Below are 15,886 nucleotides of genomic sequence, written 5' to 3'. Positions count from 1 at the left end.
AACGGTTCCTCTCTCACCGGTCTCTCATCGACGGTGGCGCAGATTGCCTTTCGTCACCGTGCTGCCGACGAGATGAGCGTCCATGTCCCTGACCGGCATACCCCTGATCCTCGTGGTGGTGCTCGGGGTGGCCGTCGGTGCGGCTGTCACCGTGCTGGCCTGGCGGCGGGAGTGGCGGCCACGGCTGCTGGTGCGGCCCGCCGGGATTCTGCTCACCGAGGCTCTGCTGCTGGTCGCGGTCGGTCTGATCGTCAACCGGTCGGAGCTGTTCTACTCGTCGTGGGGTGACCTGCTCCAGCAGACGGACACCCCGGCGGCCATGCCCGTCGTGCGGGCCGGGGCGCTGGACGACTGGCTGCGATCCCGGGCAGCCGGTGATCACACGTTCGCCTGGCGCCCGGCGGGCTGGGACGGCTGGGGACTGGCCGCGGCGCCGACCGTCGTGGTCCCGCCGGGATACCTGGAGCACCCCGACCGGCGGTACTCCGTGGTCGTGGTCGTCGGGGACGGCTGGACCGGCCCGCCCGTGGGCGCCGACCAGACCGTGGTGGTCGTCGCCCGCACGACGGCGGCGACCACCGCGGCGACCCTCACCGCGGCGATCCCCGCGCAGCTCAGCCACGACCTGCGGGTCACCGCACGGCACTGGGCCCTGGTGTCACCGGCATCGGCGATCGGGCTCGCCGGGCGGGCCGCGGCGGCGGCCGGACAGTATCCGGCGATCGCCGTGGTACGCGACGGGCCGCCACCAGCCGGGTCACGCCGGCCGGTCACCGCCACGCCGGTCACCGACGTCGCGGCCGTGCCGGTGGGCGTGACGGTCGGGCACAGTGACGGGCTGGCCGCCGCCGTCGCCTGGGCCGCCCTGCAGACACCGCCGCCGCTGGCCGCCGCCGAGCCGCCGGTCGCCTGGATCCCCGTCCACCACCACCGCCCGCACCGGCCCGCCTCGCCGGCCCCGGCCCGTACAGGAGGAAGCCGTGTCCCCGGACAGCCTCGGCCCTGAACTGCTCGCCCTCGCCGCCACGGTGCTCGCCGCCGTTCTGGTGAGCCCGCTCTGGAACCGGGCCGCCCGGCCCGGCCGTCGCCTCGCCGTCCGCACGGCCGCCGTGGCCGCCTGCCTGATCACCGCCGCGGCGACCGCGCTCCTGTGGGTGAACCGCCAGGTGGAGGCCTACCCGACCTGGGCCGGGCTGCTGGGCTCCGAACCGGCCACGGCGGTGCCCGCCGCGAGCGCCGGCGGTGCGGGAACCGGCACGGTGACCACGATGACGGTCACCGGCCCGGCCAGCGGACTCACCCTTCCGATGTACGTCTACCTGCCGCCCGGCTACGACCGGCAGCCCGCCACCCGCTACCCGGTCGTCGAGGCGCTGCACGGATACCCGGGATCGCCCGCGCAGTGGCTGAGCGGGCTGCATGCCGCCGCCGTCCTCGACGAGGAGATCGACGCCGGGCGGATGGCGCCCACGGTGGTGCTGTTCCCGTACCAGACGCCCGACCCGGCACTGGACACCGAATGCACCGACCTGGCGGGCGGGCCCCGGGCGGAGACGTTCCTGACCGTCGACGTGCCGGCCGCCGCGAAGGCCCGGCTCCACCTCCGCACCGACGCGGCCGGGTGGGGCCTGATCGGCTACTCGGCGGGCGGCTACTGCGCCACCGACCTGCTGCTACGGCACCCGATGGAGTACGCGGCGGGCGCCGCCCTGTCCGGGTATGCCACACCCGGTATCCGGGTCGGCGACGGCGCCGAGAACACCGGGTACAACGCGCTGTGGCGGCTCGCGCATCTGCCGCCGCCGGCGGTGTCGCTCTATCTGAGCTGCGCGCGCACCGACCGGGCACCGATGCGTGACACCCAGGCGCTGGCCGCCGCCGCGCGGGCGCCACTGTCGGTCACCACGTCCTACCTGGGTGGTGGCGGGCACAATCTGCGCAGCTGGCAGGCGATGGAGGCGCCCGCCTTCGACTGGCTGTCGACGTCACTGGGCCGCCCGGCCGGGCCGGAGATGGGGCGGGTGGCCGTACCACCGAAGGAAACGACAGCCCTCAGGCCGCCGGGAGGCGGACGGTGACCACCGCACCACCCAGCGGCGGCCCGTTGCGCAGCTCCGCGCTGCCGCCGTGCGCGGTCACGACCGCCCGGACGATCGACAGGCCCAGCCCCGCTCCGGTCGACGAGGTGCGCGACGGATCACCGCGGACGAACCGTTCGAAAGCCCGGTCCAGCAGGTCCGGCGGAAAGCCGGGGCCGTCGTCGGCCCACTCGATGCGCACGCCGGCGCCGTCGGCGCCGACCGTGACCCGGGCCGTGCGCGCCCCCGCGGCGGCGCTGTTGGCGGCCAGATTGGCCAGCACCTGACGGATCCGCCCGGCGTCGGCGTCGACGATCACCGGATCACCGCGGACCTCGATACGGACGTCGGTGACCGGGCCCAGAGCGCGAGCCTCGGCATGGGCCAGATCGGTCAGATCGACCGGCTCCCGCAGCACCGCCAGCGCCCCGGCACGTTCCCGGGCCAGCAGCAGCATGTCCTCGGCCAGCCGGCCCAGCCGGGCCGCCTGGCGCTGCGCGGCCGACAGCGAACGGCGAACCTCCTCCGGGTCGTCGACCGCCTGCAACGCCAGGTCGATCTCACCCCGCATGATCGCGATCGGGGTACGCAATTCGTGGCTGGCGTCGTCGACGAAAGCCCGCTCCCGGGCGAACGCGACCGCCAGCCGCGACAGCATGCCGTCCAGCGTCGCGGCCAGCCGGGCGATCTCGTCGTCACCGGCGACAGCGGGCAGCCGCCGGTCACTGTCGAGCGTGGAGATCGCCGCCGCCTCCCGGGTGAGTTCGTCGACCGGCCGTAACGCGGCCCGCACCAGCAACCCGCCGAGCACACACAGCGCGGCGACGAGCAGCGGCGTGGCGACGGCCAGCACGACCAGCTGCCGGTCGCCGGCGCCCTCGACGGTGCTCAGCGGCTGCCCCACCGCGAGGACCTCGCCGTCGCGGCCGGCCGGGCGGGCCAGCAGCCGGACCCGCTCGGGCGTCTCACCCGGGCGCGGCGCCAGCAGCACGACGCTACGGACGGCCCCGCCGCCCACGGCACTGATCTGTTCCGGACGCAACAGGACCTGGCCGTTCAGCCCGGCCGAGGACGCCAGGGGTGTGCCGTCGGCGGCGTAGAGCTCGGCCAGCGGGTCAGCCCGTACCGCGTCGAGGTCCTGCGCCCTCATCCCGGCGATCAGATCGTCGGCACGGCCCGAGAGGTCGGCATCCACCGCGGCGTCGAGCTGCCGCTCCAGCGCGACATAGAGCAGAGAAAGAGCCACGAGGAGTACGAGCGAAGTGCCGACACCGAACACGAGGGCCAGGCGGGCGCGCAGCGAGGAGGGAACAAGCCGTGCCACCGTCACCTCCGTCGTTCTTCATCATGCTCTCATCATCGGTGGCCGAGGATCGGGGGCATGACGTCGATCCCCGCGCGGCGGCGCCCGGCCGACCTGCTGGTCCTGGGCACGCTGCTCACCGGAGCAGTGGTGGTGCTGGTGTGCTTCCGGCAGTCCGGCGGTGCGATGCCGGCGGTGCTGGCACTGTCGGTGCTGTCGGTGGCCGAGTGGGCGGTGGTGCTGATGGCGCTGCGCCGGGCGGACCGGATCACCGCCGAGATCGCACGGCGTCAGATCGGGTACGAACACACCGCCGCCGCCCTGGCCCTGGATCTGCGCGACGAGTTGGCCCTGCTGCACCGTGAGCTGGCCCGGGTCGCCGCCCAGACCGCGATCGCCGCGTCGGCCCCTAGGGTGGGCTGATGCGGATCCTGATCGCCGAGGACGACCCGGCCATGGCCGTCATGCTGGAGCGGGCGTTCCGGCGCGCCGGTTACGCCGTCGACACGGTCGGGACCGGCGCGGACGCGGTGTGGGCGATCACCGAGACCGACTTCGACGCGGTGGTGCTGGACGTGATGATCCCCGCCCCCGACGGCATCGAGGTGTGCCGGCGGATCCGGGCCGCCGGGCGGTGGGCGCCGGTGCTGTTGCTGACCGCCCGCGACGGCACCGGCGACAAGGTGCGGGGCCTCGACGCCGGCGCCGACGACTACCTGACGAAGCCGTTCGTCCTGGACGAGCTGATGGCCAGAGTGCGGGCCCTGCTGCGCCGCGAGCCCGCCCAGCGCCCGGCCACCCTGCGCGTCGGTGATCTCGAACTCGACCCGGCCGGCCGGACCGTGCAGCGCGGTGACACCCGGATCGCGTTGTCGGCCAAGGAGTTCGCGTTGCTGCACGAGCTGATGCGCCGGGCGGGTGAGACGCTGAGCCGTACCCATCTGATCGAGCACGTGTGGGACTTCGCCTACGACGGCGGCTCCAACGTGGTCGACGTGTATGTCCGTTACCTGCGGGACAAGGTGGACCGTCCGTTCGGGCGCAGCACCATCCAGACGATGCGCGGAGCCGGTTACCGCCTCGACCCGCAGGCGTGAGTGGGGGAGGGACGATGACGTACGGGTTCGCGATGGCGGCAGGCTACGACCGAGGGCGGGGTCTTCGGTCCCGGGATCTGGAGCGGTGGATGGTCGCGGCGCGGCCGTACCTGCCGTCGGCCGGGGGCCGGATCCTCGATCTCGGCGCCGGAACCGGACGGTTCAGCGACGCCCTGACCCGGGCCAGTGGAGCGAGCGTCATCGCGTGTGAGCCGTCGGCGGCCATGCGGGCGGTCCTCCACGCGAACCGTCCCGGTGCGCGGGCCGTCGCCGGTGCGGCCGAGGCCGTCCCGTTTCGTGCCGGGGTCTTCGACGCGGTGTGGGCCTCCCAGGTCGTCCACCACATCCGGGATCTGCCGGCGTTCGCCGCCGGCCTGCGCCATGTTCTGCGGCCGGAAGGCCATGTGCTGCTGCGTGGCGGCTTCGGCCCGGCGCAGGAGCTGCCGTTGTACCGCTACTTCCCGCTCGCGTGGGCCCCGGGGAGCGCGGCGCTGCTTCCGCTGGAGCGCATAGCCGGCGTGCTGGCCGACGCCGGTTTCGTGCCGGTGGACCAGGTCCAGGTGGAGCAGACCTTCGCCGAGACCGCCGACGAGCTGGTGGAGAGGGTGCGGGCCCGGTCGCTGAGCCCGCTGGCCGCCCTGCCTGATGAGGCTTTCGAGCAGGGTCTGGCGGAGCTGCGCAGCGACGCGGCCAGTGGCGCGCTCACCGGCCCGATCGTCGAACGGCTGGATCTCGCGGTGTTCCGGGTGCCGCACACGTGACCGGCATCCCGGCTCCGCACGGCCTTCTTGCGGGCGGATTGATCCTCGGTAGAGGTTGCCTTGAGGGAGCGCGGTGATGCTTTTCGGCATGAACATCATCCGTAACGAGCCGAAGTCGACTGTGGCCCCCGAATTCGCCTGCCGGGTCACCCATCCCACTCTCGTCCGGTCTGTTGTCGACAGTGCGCGGATCCTGGGGCGTACCACGCTGATCTCCGGAATCGGGGCCGTCGCTCTGCTGGGCGCCGCCATCGTGATCGCGTACCTGCTGGCCGGCGCTCTGGGAATCCTGGGTGTCGACGCTTCCGGCAGCTACTGATCAGCGCCGGTCGGTGTCAGAACCGGAATCGCACTATCCTGATCGAACGCTTCAGCCCTGGCAGCAGAGTGAGCAGCCGGTACAGGCGGCGGGTGCTCGCCGGAGCCTTGGCCATCAGCAGGGGCGACCCGTACATGGGAGCCTCCTCGACGTACTCCAGGCGCCGGTGCCAGCCGGCCAGCTTCGCCGGGTCGTCGAAACCGCAGTGGAACTCGGCGTCGTACTTGCGCAGTGTCGGATCCCACCGTGAGGTGCGCCAGGCCCACACCGGAACCGTGTCGAACTGCATCTGCCCGGCAGGGAACGCGTCCACGATGGTGGTCAGCAGCCGCCGGACGTCGGGCTCGGTCAGATAGGGAATCATCCCCTCGGCGATCATCAGCACCGGACGCCCGCGGGGTATCCGCTCCAGCCAGGACAGTTCGGTGACGCTGGAGCCGAGCAGGGTGCAATGTGCGCGGGCCGGCAGAAGCCGCCGCCGCAACGCGATGACGGCGGGATAGTCCAGGTCGTACCAGTCGACCGTCTCCGGTGGATCGATCCGGAGGACGCGCGCGTCGAGACCGCAGCCCAGATGCAGCACCACCGCGTCCGGATGGCCGGCGAGGAAATCGCGCGCCCAGTCGTCGTGGACCTTGGTGCGGATGACCGCGACCAGGCCCATCTGGCTGGTGCCGAATCGGCCCTTGTCGTAGTCGGGATCGAGGCGGCGCATCACCCGCTCGGCCCACTCGTCGCCGAGGACCGGGTCGGGCAGCCGGTTGTCCAGGGCTTTCGCCTTGAGGACCGGGTTGAGGGTCTTCTGCACTCCGACGAGTTCAGCTTCTTCCACGTATCCGACGGTACGGAGTGGTACGTCGTCCGGCGAGGTCTGCGGCAGCCGTACGCCATCTCGGAAAGGTGAAGGTGAATCCGGCGTCGGTGAGGCGGGCCGGAACGACGCGCCGGCTTTTCAGCAGCAGCTCGGTGTCGGACCGCAGCGCGAAGGCGCCGATCTCGGCCATGTGCCGGGTGGCGGGCAGGCCGAACGGCATCCGCCATGCCGACCGCAGATCACGCATGAAGTCGCGGTGCGGCAGGGGGTGGGGCGCGGCCAGGTTGACGGGCCCGGTGAGGTCGTCGCGCGCGATCAGGAACCGGACGGCGCGGACGAAGTCGTGGTCGTGGATCCAGGAGACGTACTGCCGGCCGCCGGCCACCGGTCCGCCGAGGCCGAGGCGTGCCAGCCGGCTGAGGACGTCGAAGACGCCTGCGCGGTCGGGGCTCATCACCATGGCCGACCGCAAGGCGACCTTCCGGGTGTACGGGGTCACCGCTCGCTCCTGGGCGGCCTCCCAGTTCCGCGCGATCTGCACGCTGTAGCCCCAGTAGCCGGGCACGCCCGGCTCGGCGCCGCCGATCAGGCCGTCGTGCTCGTCGTTGGGCGCGTCGAATCGGTGTGTGTAGATCGTCGCGGTGCTCATCTGCAGCCACACCCGCGGTGGCCGGGTCGCGGCGGTGACGGCGTTGCCGACGGCACGTGCCGAGTCGACGCGGGAGTTCATCATGGCGCGGAGGTTCTCACTGGTGTATCGGCAGCTCACGCTGCGGCCGGCCAGGTTGATGACGACGTCGCTGCCGTCGATCTCGGCCGCCCAGTCGCCGAGGGTCGCGCCGTCCCAGTAGACCTGCCGTGCTGTCTTCGGGGTGCGGGTCAGCACGACGACGTCGTGGCCGTCGGCGGTCAGCGCTCGGTCCAGGATCGTGCCGATCTGGCCGCTTCCCCCGGGAATGACGATCTTCATGACTCTTCCTCACCGTGTTTGAGCAGTTGCTCAACCCGAGCGTACGACAGTTTGAGCGACCGCTCAACAGAGTGCGAATCGCAGCACAGAACGGGTGTGCGGGTGACGATCAGCCGGTGGTCTGCACTGCCGCCGATTACGCGTGGTTCGACGAGCGGTACGGGCGCCTGAGCCGCTCGTACCGCCTGACCCTGGTTGCGGATCTCTCGGTCGCGGAGGCGGCGCTGCGGATCGGCGGGACTGATCCGGAGGTGCTTCCCGGCAGCTCGATCGTCGACGGGGCGGCGCCCGCTCACACCGTCGCGGTGACCGAGACGCCCGGCTGGGCGCTGCTGCTGGAGACCGCCGTGTCCCCGGGTGCCGCCGCGCTGCCGGTGGCCGGCCTGTCACGCGGGACCACCCTGGTGGCGCACGGGGTGGCCGGGCCGGTGAGCTCGTTCCTGTGGATGCACGACGCGACGGAGGAGCTGGCCTTCGATCCGGCCCGGCCATGGCGGCGCACCGGCCGGTCGGCGGACTCGCAGGTCGGGGTGATGGCCGAGGTCGGGTTCCCGATGGACGCCGACGGCCACGGCGAGTCGCCGGCGGCGCTGTCACTGGCCTTCGCCGACTACCTGACCGGCGTCCGCCTCGGCCCGGATGAGCTGCGGAGTCTGCTGTACCTGCGCGTCAGCGTGGAACCGGGGCCCGGGGAGCCGTGATCGGCCGCTGACATGGACGCCGGTGCCGGCAGCGCGGGCGGGCTTCCTCAGGGATATAGATGTTTCGATATCTTGTGCCTGGTGGGGCGTTGCTGTTCTCCTACGGCCAGCCGCGAATTCACGGCCAGCCCAGAAACGGCCCCCCGACCCTAGGAACCTCCATGAGCCTCAGAACGGTGACGGCACGACCTGCCGTAGCTGTTTTCGCCGCGGTGACGCTGGCGCTCGGCGCCCTGCCGGCGTCCGCGTCGCCCGGCGCGACCACGCCGGCCCGCACCGCCGCCCCGCTGGCCGCCGCCGCGCCGACCGTCAACGTCGCCAATGTCAACGCCCACCTGCAGCAACTGCAGAACTTCGCCACCAGCAACGGCGGCAACCGGGCCACCGGCACGGCGGGCCACACCGCGACGACGACCTACCTGCAGCAGAAACTGCAGGCGGCCGGATACACCGTCACCGTGCAGACCTGCACGACCTGCTCCGGCTCGGCCAAGAACATCATCGCCGACTGGCCGGGCGGCGACACCGCCAACACCTACATGTTCGGCGCCCACTCCGACGGCGTGTCCGCCGGGCCGGGCATCAACGACGACGGCTCCGGTACGGCCACCCTGCTCGAAGCCGCGCTCCAGCTCGCCGCGAACAACCCGACCATGACCAACCACCTGCGGTTCGGCTGGTGGGCCGGCGAGGAGCAGGGGCTGATCGGCTCCAAGTTCTACGTCAACTCGCTGACCACGGCCCAGAAGAGCGCGATCAAGGCGTACGGCACGTTCGACATGATCGCCTCCACCAACGGCGGCTACTTCGTGACCGGCACCGACGCCGTCGCCGTGAAGCTGCGCGAGTACTTCACGTCGATCAGCGTGCCCACCGAGACGTCGACCGAGTGCTGCAGCGACGACGGCTCGTTCCGTAACGCCGGCATCCCGTCGTCGATCAACTCGACCGGGGCGAGCTACACCAAGACCAGCGCCCAGGTGACCAAGTGGGGCGGCACGGCCGGGCAGGCGTACGACCCCTGCTACCACAAGGCCTGCGACACGTACCCCTCGAACATCAACACCACCTCGCTGGGCCGCTGGGCCAACGCCGAGCTGTACGCCGCCTGGAACCTGACCACCGGCACGTCCACCGGCAACGACTTCTCGGTGTCGCTGAGCCCGGGCACCGGCACTGTCACGCCCGGCGCCTCGGCCACCGCCACCGTCAGCACCGCGACCACCTCCGGCAGCGCGCAGACCGTGGCCCTGACCAGCACCGGAGCGCCCACCGGCGTGTCGGTGACCTTCAGCCCCGCGTCGGTCACCTCCGGCGCGACCTCCACCATGACCGTCGCCACCACCACGGCCGCGGCGTCCGGCACCTACACCATCACGGTCACCGGGACCGGCTCGGCGACCCGCACCGCCACGTACACGCTCACCGTCAGCACGACCGGCGGCTGCGCCGGCGCCGGCCAGAAGCTCGGCAACAACGGCTTCGAGAGCGGGACGACACCGTGGACCGCCACCACCGGGGTGATCGGCGCGAACACCGGCGACGCGGCGCCGCGCACCGGCACCCGGGACGCCAAGCTCGGCGGATACGGCTCGACCCACACCGACACGCTGACCCAGTCGGTCACCCTGCCCACCGGGTGCAGCGCGTACACGCTGTCGTTCTACCTGAAGATCGTCACCTCGGAGACGACCTCCAGCACCCAGTACGACAAGCTGACGGTCAAGATCGGCAGCACCACGCTGGCGACCTTCTCGAATCTCAACGCCGGAGCGTCGTACACCCTGCGCTCCTATGATCTGGCCGCCTTCGCCGGGCAGACCGTGACCCTCGGCTTCACCGGCACCGAGGACTCGTCGCTGAAGACGACCTTCGCCATCGACGACACCGCCCTGACCGTCGCCTGACGGAGGCGTGGGGTCCCGGCCGCGCCGCGCGCCCGGGACCCCACGCCTCACCGCTCGCGCATCGCGGCCGCGGAGAGGAACAGCATCGCGGCGATCGCGCCCACCGCCAGCGTCAGCGTGCCCGCCGTGCCGCCCGCCATCGCCCACAGCCAGCCGGCCAGCAGAGCCGTTCCCGAGAGCACCCCGGCCACCGCTGCGGCGCGGGTGGTGGCCCGTCTCGCCAGCACGTAACAGACGGCGATCAGCGCGGTGAACGTCACCGTGCCGGCCGCCATGTGCCCGACCGCGTGCCAGGTCATCGTCGTCGGCACCGCGTCGTGACCCACCGGGAATCCGCCGCCCGGATCCATCACCAGCAGCCCCGCGGCGATCATCCCGAACCCGGCGACCCGGGCGAGCCGGGGCGCCCACCGGCCACCGAGGCTGCCCGCGCCCGTCACCAGGAACAGGCCGGCCACCACAAAGTTCGCGATCTGCAGCCAGCCGAGCGAACCGGTGCTGAGCAGGCTGAGCGGATGACGCATCAGATCGAACCCGGCACGCGTGGCGACCTGGACGAGCGACACCGCCGCCCAGAGCGGCCCGGCGACGGCGAGTGCGATGTTCTTCTTCATGCCGCCACGTCGGATCCCGTGAGATGACAGGTAATGCTGGAATTACCTGTCACATCGGCTGGCTCGACGCGAGGGCGGAAGCAGGCATCACGAAACGGAGAGACACCATGCGTTACCTGATGATGCAGAAGGCCGGCGGAGCCGAACCGGACGCCCAGCTCTACGCCGACATGGCCGCGTTCGTCGAGGAGCTGACCGCCGCCGGTGTCCTGCTCGCCACCGGCGGTCTCGACCCGGCCGGCTTCAAGATGACCTCGGTGGGCGACGAGATCACCGTGACCGACGGGCCGTTCACCGAGGCCAAGGAGGCGATCGGCGGGTTCGCGCTGATCGAGGTCCGCTCCCGGGAGGAGGCGATCGAGCTGGGCCGCCGCTTCCGCAAGATCGTCGGTGACGGGGAGAGCCTGATCCATCAGGTCTACGGTCCGTGAGCGACCTCTCGGCCACTGTCGGCGCCGTCTGGAAGCAGGAGTCCGCGCGCATCGTCGGCGGGCTCCTGCGGCTGGTCCACGACGTCGGCCTGGCCGAGGAACTGGCCCAGGACGCCCTGGTCGCGGCCCTCGAACAATGGCCGGCGACCGGGATCCCCGACAACCCCGGCGCGTGGCTGACGACCACCGCCAAACGCCGGGCCGTCGACCACATCCGCCGCTCCCGCACCCGCGAGCGGCTCGCCCCCGACCTGGCCCGGCCGCCGGAACCGGCCGAGGACGACGTCCTGCGGCTGATGTTCACCTCCTGCCACCCGGTGCTCCCGGCCGAGGCCCGGGTCGCCCTCACCCTGCGTGTCGTCGCCGGGCTGAGCACCGCGGAGATCGCCCGCGCCTTCCTCGTCGGCGAACAGGTCATCGCCCGGCGGATCGCCGCGGCCAAACGCACCCTCGCCGAGTCCGGGGTCGCCTACGAGCCGTCGGCGCAGCTGTCGTCCGTACTCGAAGTGGTCTACCTGATCTTCAATGAGGGCTACGCGGCCACCTCCGGCACCGACCTGATCCGTGCCGACCTCTGCCTCGAAGCGCTGCGGCTCGGCCGGATGCTCGCCGTGCTCGCCCCCGACGAGGCCGAGGTCCACGGCCTGGTGGCGCTCCTGGAGATCCAGCAGTCGCGATCCGCGGCCCGCACCGGCCCGGCCGGGGAGCCGATCCCGCTGCACGAACAGAACCGCGGGCGCTGGGATCAGCTGCTCATCCGCCGCGGCTTCGCGGCGATGCTGCGCGCCCGCGAGGCGGGCGGCCCACCCGGGCCCTATGTGCTGCAGGCGGCCATCGCGGTCTGTCACACCGAGGAAAACACCGATTGGGTACGGGTGACAGCCCTCTACGAAGCCCTGGAGCGCCTGGTGGCGACCCCGGTCGTCCGGCTGAACCGGGCCGTCGCGGTGGCTTTCGCGTACGGTCCGCAGGCCGGCCTCGACCTGCTCGACGACCTGCGGACCGATCCGCAGATGGCCGCCTACCACCTGCTGCCCGGCGTGCGCGGGGACCTGCTGATCAAAGTCGGCCGGCCCGCCGAGGCCCGCCACGAGCTGCAGCGGGCGGCGACACTGGCCCGCAACACGGCCGAGCGCGAGTTCCTGCTGCGACGGGCGGCCGCCCTGGACGTGCCCGACGAGCGTAGCCGTCTCCTCGGTGCGGCGGTGACCGCGTTCCTCGCCCCGCTGGGTCCGGCGACCGCCCGCGCGTACGGCCAGACCCTGCACCGCATCGCCCGCCTCGCCGGCGACCGCACCCCGTTGACCGGCCTGACCGCCGCCCGCATCGCCGAGATCTTCGCCGTGAGCTGGCCGGACGTCTCGCCGCGCACCTGGAACCGGCACGTGGCCGCGATCCGCTCCTTCGCCACCTGGTCCGGCTCGCCGTCCCTGGCCGCCGCCCTCCACCCGCGCCCGATCACCGCCGCGGCTTCTGCGCCGCGCCCGGTCGTGTCCGCCGCGGCTTCTGCGCCGCGCTCGGATGTCGAGAGGCGTGGTGAGACGCCGTTGCGGGAGCGGGCGCTCTGGTCGTTGCTGCGCGAGTCCGGCGCCAAGGTCGGCGCGGTGCTCACCCTCAACGTCGAGGACCTGGACCTCGACGACCGCAGCGCCCGGGACGCGACGATCGTCTGGCGCTCCGCGACGGCCCGGCTGCTCCCGGAGCTGATCTCCGGTCGTACCCGTGGCCCGCTCTTCCTCTCCGACCGGCGGCCCGGACCCGGCCGCCCACCCGCACCGGCCGACCTCTGTCCCGAGACCGGGCGCCGGCGGCTGTCCTACGAACGTGCCGCCTACCTGTGCAAACGCGCCACCGGCCACACCCTGGACCGGCTGCGCTCGGTCTGAGGCGCGACCGGACTCAGGACGCGGCGCGGGACAGGTCGTCGCGGGGCACGTTCAGCCGTACCGTGCCGGGCTCGCCGTCGACCACGTCGGCGATCTGGTCGCCGGCCGCGTAGGTGTCGTTCGACAGTGCCCCGGTGCCGTCGACGCGCAGGTATCCGGCGCCCATCAGTGCTTCGGCGACACCCGCCACGGTGTCCGGGCGTACGCCGGTGCCGGGTGCCTGGACGGCGCTCACCGTGCCGGCGTCGTCGCCGGCGGAGTCCACGACGGCCATGCCCACATCGACGCGGGCGATCAGAGGGGTGTCGGTGGGTTCGGCGGTCTCGAACTGATCAATCGGCTGCATGCCCCGTTGGTTCCCACCGCGAACCCCGCCAAAACGGCTGTCCGCCTTGCCTGGATCCTCCGAATGGGGTGGACCGCGATGAAGGTGATGGGCAACAGCTCAAGGAGGGCGACGGCGACCTCACCGACAAGATCAAGGACGATCTGAGCGGTACGGTCCGGCACGTCGTCGACGAGGTCGGGAATACCGCCCGGAGCGGATCCTGACCTCATGCCCGCAGGCCCGCGCGCAGGGCGTGGGCGGCGTGCAGGGTGGCCTGCCGGAACTCCGCGCTGATCCCGGCGAAGACCAGGAACCCATGGATCATGTCGTCGACGGCACGATGCTCGACGGCGACGCCCGCGCCGGCCAGGGCCCGGGCATAGGCCACGCCCTCGTCGCGCAGCGGGTCGTAGCCCGCGGTGGCGAGGTAGGTCGGCGGCAGTGTGGGGGACAGGCGCTGATACAGCGGGGAGAGCCGCGGATCGGTCCGATCGGTGGTTCCGGTGTAGGCGTCGTAGAAGAACGTGATGTCGCGGTCGGTGAGCATGAAATCGTCGCTCAGCTCGCGCCGCGACGCCGACACCGTGGCGAGGTCGGTCGCCGGATACAGCAGCAGCTGGAAGGCCGCTGTGACGGCCGGGTCGTTGCACAGCGCCGCGGCCAGTGTGGCCCCGGCGCTGTCCCCGCCCACCGCGATCCGGCCGGGATCGACACCCCAGGACGGCCCGGTGCGCACCGCATGGTCGTACGCGGCACGCGCGTCGTCGAGGGCGGCGGGGAACGGATGCTCCGGGGCCAGGCGGTAGTCGACGGTCAGCACCCGGACCTGCGCGTGATGGGCGAGGAATCGGCTCGGATAGTCGTAGACGTCGAGGTCACCGATCACCCAGCCGCCCCCGTGCAGGAACAGCAGCAGCGCCCCGGGCACCGCCTCGACCGCCGGCGTGCAGAGCCGCGCCGCAACCGGATGATCGCCGGGAATGGTGAGGTCCCGCGTGGTCACCGGCAGCCGCCGTCCGCGCAGCGCGGTCGCGCCGGTGCGCAGGGCGGCCCGTGACGCGGTGGCGGAGTCGTCGACCACGAGGGTCTGCCCGCCGCGCCGGGTGAGGGCCAGCAGCAGTTGCGCGTCCAGCGCGAGCGGGGCCGGTCCACTGGTCACCGGAGGCCCGGCGAGGCGGCGTTTCAGCGGCCGGGGCAGCGCGAAGACCCCGCGCATCACCGCCCGGGCGATCACGCCCCCTCCACGGCGGAGGATTCGAGGCGCGCGACGGCGTCCTGCCACACGGCGTCGGACAGTCGCCGATCCTGAAGAAGCTGGGACGGCCTGCCCGGACGGTCGCGATGAAAGTAGGCGCCACCGGTCAGATCGGCGGTGGCGGCGCGCAGCAGGTGGCCGGCGGCGGTCCACGGCGAGCTGAGCACGGGCCGGGCGAGGACCTTCAAGACAGCTCCGGTACGGCCGAGGTAGCGGCCGAAGTCGGTGGCCACGAGCCCGGGATGCACGTCGACGATCGGCACGTCCGGATGCCGCCGGCGCAGTTCCTCGTGCAACAGCAGGGCGGCGAGTTTGGCACGCGCGTACCGCTGATGGGCCGACAGGCGGCCCGGATCGTCGAGCTGGGCGGTGACCGAGTCGGCGGCCAGAACCGCGGCGTCGTGCGACCGCGACGAGGTGGCGACGATGCGCTTGCCGAGGGCGGGCCGCAGAAGCGTCTCCAGCAGGAATGGCGCGAGCGCGTTGATCTGGTAATTCGGCTCGTTGCCGTCCTCGGTGAGGGCGACGCTCGTGGTCGCGCCGCCGGCGTTGGCGAACAGGATGTCGACCGCCGGCGTCCGCGCCAGGATGTCGGCCGCCAGCCGGCGGACATCGCCGAGGCGGCTGAAGTCGGCGACCAGATGGGGCACGCCGAGCTCGGCGCCGACACGAGCGGTGCGGTCCGGGTCGCGTCCGACGACGATCAGCTCCACGCCCTCGGCGTGCAGTCGCCGCGCCAGGGCCGCGCCGGTTCCCGAACTGGCGCCGGTGACGACACTCAGCCCAAACTGCGATACATGTTGTCTCACAGTGGCAGCGTGCCGTGGCCGTACTCTCTGAGTCAAGTTGTCTCGTAGAATCCGTGACGTGACCGACTCGCTCGACCCCCGCGCCGCTCGCAGCCGTGCCCGCATCGTCGATGCGGCCGTCGCCCTGATGAGCGAGAGCGGCCCCGAGTCGCTGACCTTCGCCGTGGTCGCCGAGCGGGCCGGCGTCGGCCGGGCCACCGTCTACCGGCACTGGCCCACCGTCGACGCCCTGGCCGACGAGGTCATGAACGAGTTCTCCCTGCCGTTCTTCCGCGATCCGCGGGAGCCCCTGGCTGCCTGGCTGCACCAGGAGCTCCGCCGCCTGGCCGACGAGCTGCTGACCCCCACGGTGGTGCAGCTGACCACGTCCCTGATCCGTCGAGACCGGACGGACGTGCGCCGCGATCGCCTCTTCAGCGTCCTGGAGCAACGCCTGCAGGCGGCGATGACCTCGTTGCCGCTCGCGCCCGGGGCATCGCCGCCGGCGGAACGGGCCGCCGTGCTGATCGGCCCCCTGCTGTATCTGGCCCTGGCTCGTGGCCACGAGGTGAGCGACGACTTCATCGCCCACCTCGTCGCCGGCTTCCTGGCCCCCGCGGCCTGAGGGCAGCCG

19 protein-coding genes are annotated in these 15,886 nt (G+C 72.2%); 12 read left to right on the top strand and 7 right to left on the bottom strand.

What is annotated here, in order from left to right; all coding sequences use genetic code 11:
• Positions 1-82: 82 nt before the first annotated feature.
• Together BM290_RS16720 and BM290_RS16715 are read left to right on the top strand one after the other, a co-directional pair.
• On the top strand, positions 83-1,006 hold the full coding sequence (locus BM290_RS16720) for a hypothetical protein (protein ID WP_093614974.1): 924 nt from the start codon (positions 83-85) through the stop codon (positions 1,004-1,006).
• Positions 981-2,078: an alpha/beta hydrolase gene (locus tag BM290_RS16715; RefSeq protein WP_093614972.1), complete on the top strand. Its 1,098-nt coding sequence runs from the start codon at positions 981-983 to the stop codon at positions 2,076-2,078. The genes BM290_RS16720 and BM290_RS16715 overlap by 26 nt, the downstream gene beginning before the upstream one ends.
• Here BM290_RS16715 and BM290_RS16710 read toward each other — a convergent pair.
• A complete protein-coding gene (locus BM290_RS16710; protein WP_093615716.1) occupies positions 2,053-3,402 on the bottom strand; it encodes a sensor histidine kinase in 1,350 nt (449 codons plus the stop codon). The genes BM290_RS16715 and BM290_RS16710 overlap by 26 nt on opposite strands.
• A gap of 57 nt (positions 3,403-3,459) precedes the next feature.
• Here BM290_RS16710 and BM290_RS16705 point away from each other — a divergent pair, with 57 nt between their 5' ends.
• The 4 genes from BM290_RS16705 (at position 3,460) to BM290_RS16690 (ending at position 5,558) form a co-directional block, all read left to right on the top strand.
• The gene (locus tag BM290_RS16705; RefSeq protein WP_093614970.1) at positions 3,460-3,804 is read left to right on the top strand and encodes a hypothetical protein; all 345 of its coding nucleotides are present in this window, start codon (positions 3,460-3,462) and stop codon (positions 3,802-3,804) included.
• Positions 3,804-4,478 (top strand): response regulator transcription factor, encoded by a 675-nt coding sequence (locus BM290_RS16700; protein WP_093614968.1) that lies wholly within the window; start codon positions 3,804-3,806, stop codon positions 4,476-4,478. The genes BM290_RS16705 and BM290_RS16700 overlap by 1 nt, the downstream gene beginning before the upstream one ends.
• 14 nt (positions 4,479-4,492) lie before the next feature.
• The gene (locus tag BM290_RS16695; RefSeq protein ID WP_093614966.1) at positions 4,493-5,239 is read left to right on the top strand and encodes a class I SAM-dependent methyltransferase; all 747 of its coding nucleotides are present in this window, start codon (positions 4,493-4,495) and stop codon (positions 5,237-5,239) included.
• An 88-nt stretch (positions 5,240-5,327) separates the two neighbouring features.
• A complete protein-coding gene (locus BM290_RS16690) occupies positions 5,328-5,558 on the top strand; it encodes a hypothetical protein (protein WP_143133777.1) in 231 nt (76 codons plus the stop codon).
• 16 nt (positions 5,559-5,574) lie between these two features.
• Here BM290_RS16690 and BM290_RS16685 read toward each other — a convergent pair whose 3' ends face one another.
• Both BM290_RS16685 and BM290_RS16680 read right to left on the bottom strand, forming a co-directional pair.
• Entirely contained in the window at positions 5,575-6,390 is an 816-nt protein-coding gene (locus BM290_RS16685; protein ID WP_093614962.1) for a class I SAM-dependent methyltransferase, read from the bottom strand.
• Positions 6,377-7,342, bottom strand: coding sequence for a TIGR01777 family oxidoreductase (locus BM290_RS16680; protein ID WP_093614960.1), 966 nt, complete (start codon positions 7,340-7,342; stop codon positions 6,377-6,379). Before BM290_RS16680 ends, BM290_RS16685 begins: the two co-directional genes overlap by 14 nt.
• 116 nt (positions 7,343-7,458) lie before the next feature.
• On the opposite strand from BM290_RS16680, the gene BM290_RS16675 reads away from it, so the two are divergent.
• A complete protein-coding gene (locus BM290_RS16675; RefSeq protein ID WP_093614958.1) occupies positions 7,459-8,043 on the top strand; it encodes a DUF6461 domain-containing protein in 585 nt (194 codons plus the stop codon).
• A gap of 161 nt (positions 8,044-8,204) precedes the next feature.
• On the top strand, positions 8,205-9,950 hold the full coding sequence (locus tag BM290_RS16670) for a M20/M25/M40 family metallo-hydrolase (RefSeq protein ID WP_093614956.1): 1,746 nt from the start codon (positions 8,205-8,207) through the stop codon (positions 9,948-9,950).
• 47 nt (positions 9,951-9,997) lie between these two features.
• Here the strand turns inward: BM290_RS16670 and BM290_RS16665 are convergent, their stop codons facing one another.
• Positions 9,998-10,564, bottom strand: a complete 567-nt coding sequence (locus BM290_RS16665; protein WP_093614954.1) for a DUF998 domain-containing protein — start codon at positions 10,562-10,564, stop codon at positions 9,998-10,000.
• A gap of 107 nt (positions 10,565-10,671) precedes the next feature.
• Here BM290_RS16665 and BM290_RS16660 point away from each other — a divergent pair, with 107 nt between their 5' ends.
• Positions 10,672-10,995: a YciI family protein gene (locus tag BM290_RS16660; protein ID WP_093614952.1), complete on the top strand. Its 324-nt coding sequence runs from the start codon at positions 10,672-10,674 to the stop codon at positions 10,993-10,995.
• Positions 10,992-12,881 carry a DUF6596 domain-containing protein gene (locus BM290_RS50935; RefSeq protein ID WP_093614950.1) on the top strand — a complete coding sequence of 630 codons (1,890 nt, stop codon included), beginning with the start codon at positions 10,992-10,994 and terminating at the stop codon, positions 12,879-12,881. The genes BM290_RS16660 and BM290_RS50935 overlap by 4 nt, the downstream gene beginning before the upstream one ends.
• 13 nt (positions 12,882-12,894) lie before the next feature.
• Here the strand turns inward: BM290_RS50935 and BM290_RS16650 are convergent, their stop codons facing one another.
• Positions 12,895-13,227 (bottom strand): hypothetical protein, encoded by a 333-nt coding sequence (locus tag BM290_RS16650; protein WP_093614948.1) that lies wholly within the window; start codon positions 13,225-13,227, stop codon positions 12,895-12,897.
• Positions 13,228-13,295: 68 nt separating this feature from the next.
• Between BM290_RS16650 and BM290_RS48340 the strand changes: the two genes are divergently transcribed.
• Positions 13,296-13,433, top strand: coding sequence for a hypothetical protein (locus BM290_RS48340; RefSeq protein WP_177319750.1), 138 nt, complete (start codon positions 13,296-13,298; stop codon positions 13,431-13,433).
• A 2-nt stretch (positions 13,434-13,435) separates the two neighbouring features.
• Here the strand turns inward: BM290_RS48340 and BM290_RS16645 are convergent, their stop codons facing one another.
• Both BM290_RS16645 and BM290_RS16640 read right to left on the bottom strand, forming a co-directional pair.
• Positions 13,436-14,443 carry an alpha/beta hydrolase gene (locus BM290_RS16645; RefSeq protein ID WP_203779206.1) on the bottom strand — a complete coding sequence of 336 codons (1,008 nt, stop codon included), beginning with the start codon at positions 14,441-14,443 and terminating at the stop codon, positions 13,436-13,438.
• The gene (locus tag BM290_RS16640; RefSeq protein WP_203779205.1) at positions 14,440-15,273 is read right to left on the bottom strand and encodes an SDR family NAD(P)-dependent oxidoreductase; all 834 of its coding nucleotides are present in this window, start codon (positions 15,271-15,273) and stop codon (positions 14,440-14,442) included. Before BM290_RS16640 ends, BM290_RS16645 begins: the two co-directional genes overlap by 4 nt.
• Before the next feature lie 58 nt (positions 15,274-15,331).
• Here BM290_RS16640 and BM290_RS16635 point away from each other — a divergent pair, with 58 nt between their 5' ends.
• On the top strand, positions 15,332-15,877 hold the full coding sequence (locus BM290_RS16635) for a TetR/AcrR family transcriptional regulator (protein ID WP_093614944.1): 546 nt from the start codon (positions 15,332-15,334) through the stop codon (positions 15,875-15,877).
• Positions 15,878-15,886: the final 9 nt, after the last annotated feature.

Origin of the sequence: Actinoplanes philippinensis (assembly GCF_900113015.1) — a bacterium.
In the GTDB taxonomy this organism is placed as follows: domain Bacteria; phylum Actinomycetota; class Actinomycetes; order Mycobacteriales; family Micromonosporaceae; genus Actinoplanes; species Actinoplanes philippinensis.
This window is presented reverse-complemented; position numbering and strand designations above follow the sequence as displayed.

Bases quoted from the DNA above. Each gene is read 5' to 3' on its own strand.
- BM290_RS16695 (WP_093614966.1), top strand. From the start codon at position 4,493: ATGACGTACGGGTTCGCGATGGCGGCAGGCTACGACCGAGGGCGGGGT.
- BM290_RS16700 (WP_093614968.1), top strand. From the start codon at position 3,804: ATGCGGATCCTGATCGCCGAGGACGACCCGGCCATGGCCGTCATGCTG.
- BM290_RS16665 (WP_093614954.1), bottom strand. From the start codon at position 10,564: ATGAAGAAGAACATCGCACTCGCCGTCGCCGGGCCGCTCTGGGCGGCG.
- BM290_RS16705 (WP_093614970.1), top strand. From the start codon at position 3,460: ATGACGTCGATCCCCGCGCGGCGGCGCCCGGCCGACCTGCTGGTCCTG.
- BM290_RS16680 (WP_093614960.1), bottom strand. From the start codon at position 7,342: ATGAAGATCGTCATTCCCGGGGGAAGCGGCCAGATCGGCACGATCCTG.
- BM290_RS16670 (WP_093614956.1), top strand. From the start codon at position 8,205: ATGAGCCTCAGAACGGTGACGGCACGACCTGCCGTAGCTGTTTTCGCC.
- BM290_RS16650 (WP_093614948.1), bottom strand. From the start codon at position 13,227: ATGCAGCCGATTGATCAGTTCGAGACCGCCGAACCCACCGACACCCCT.
- BM290_RS16660 (WP_093614952.1), top strand. From the start codon at position 10,672: ATGCGTTACCTGATGATGCAGAAGGCCGGCGGAGCCGAACCGGACGCC.
- BM290_RS16720 (WP_093614974.1), top strand. From the start codon at position 83: ATGTCCCTGACCGGCATACCCCTGATCCTCGTGGTGGTGCTCGGGGTG.
- BM290_RS16690 (WP_143133777.1), top strand. From the start codon at position 5,328: ATGAACATCATCCGTAACGAGCCGAAGTCGACTGTGGCCCCCGAATTC.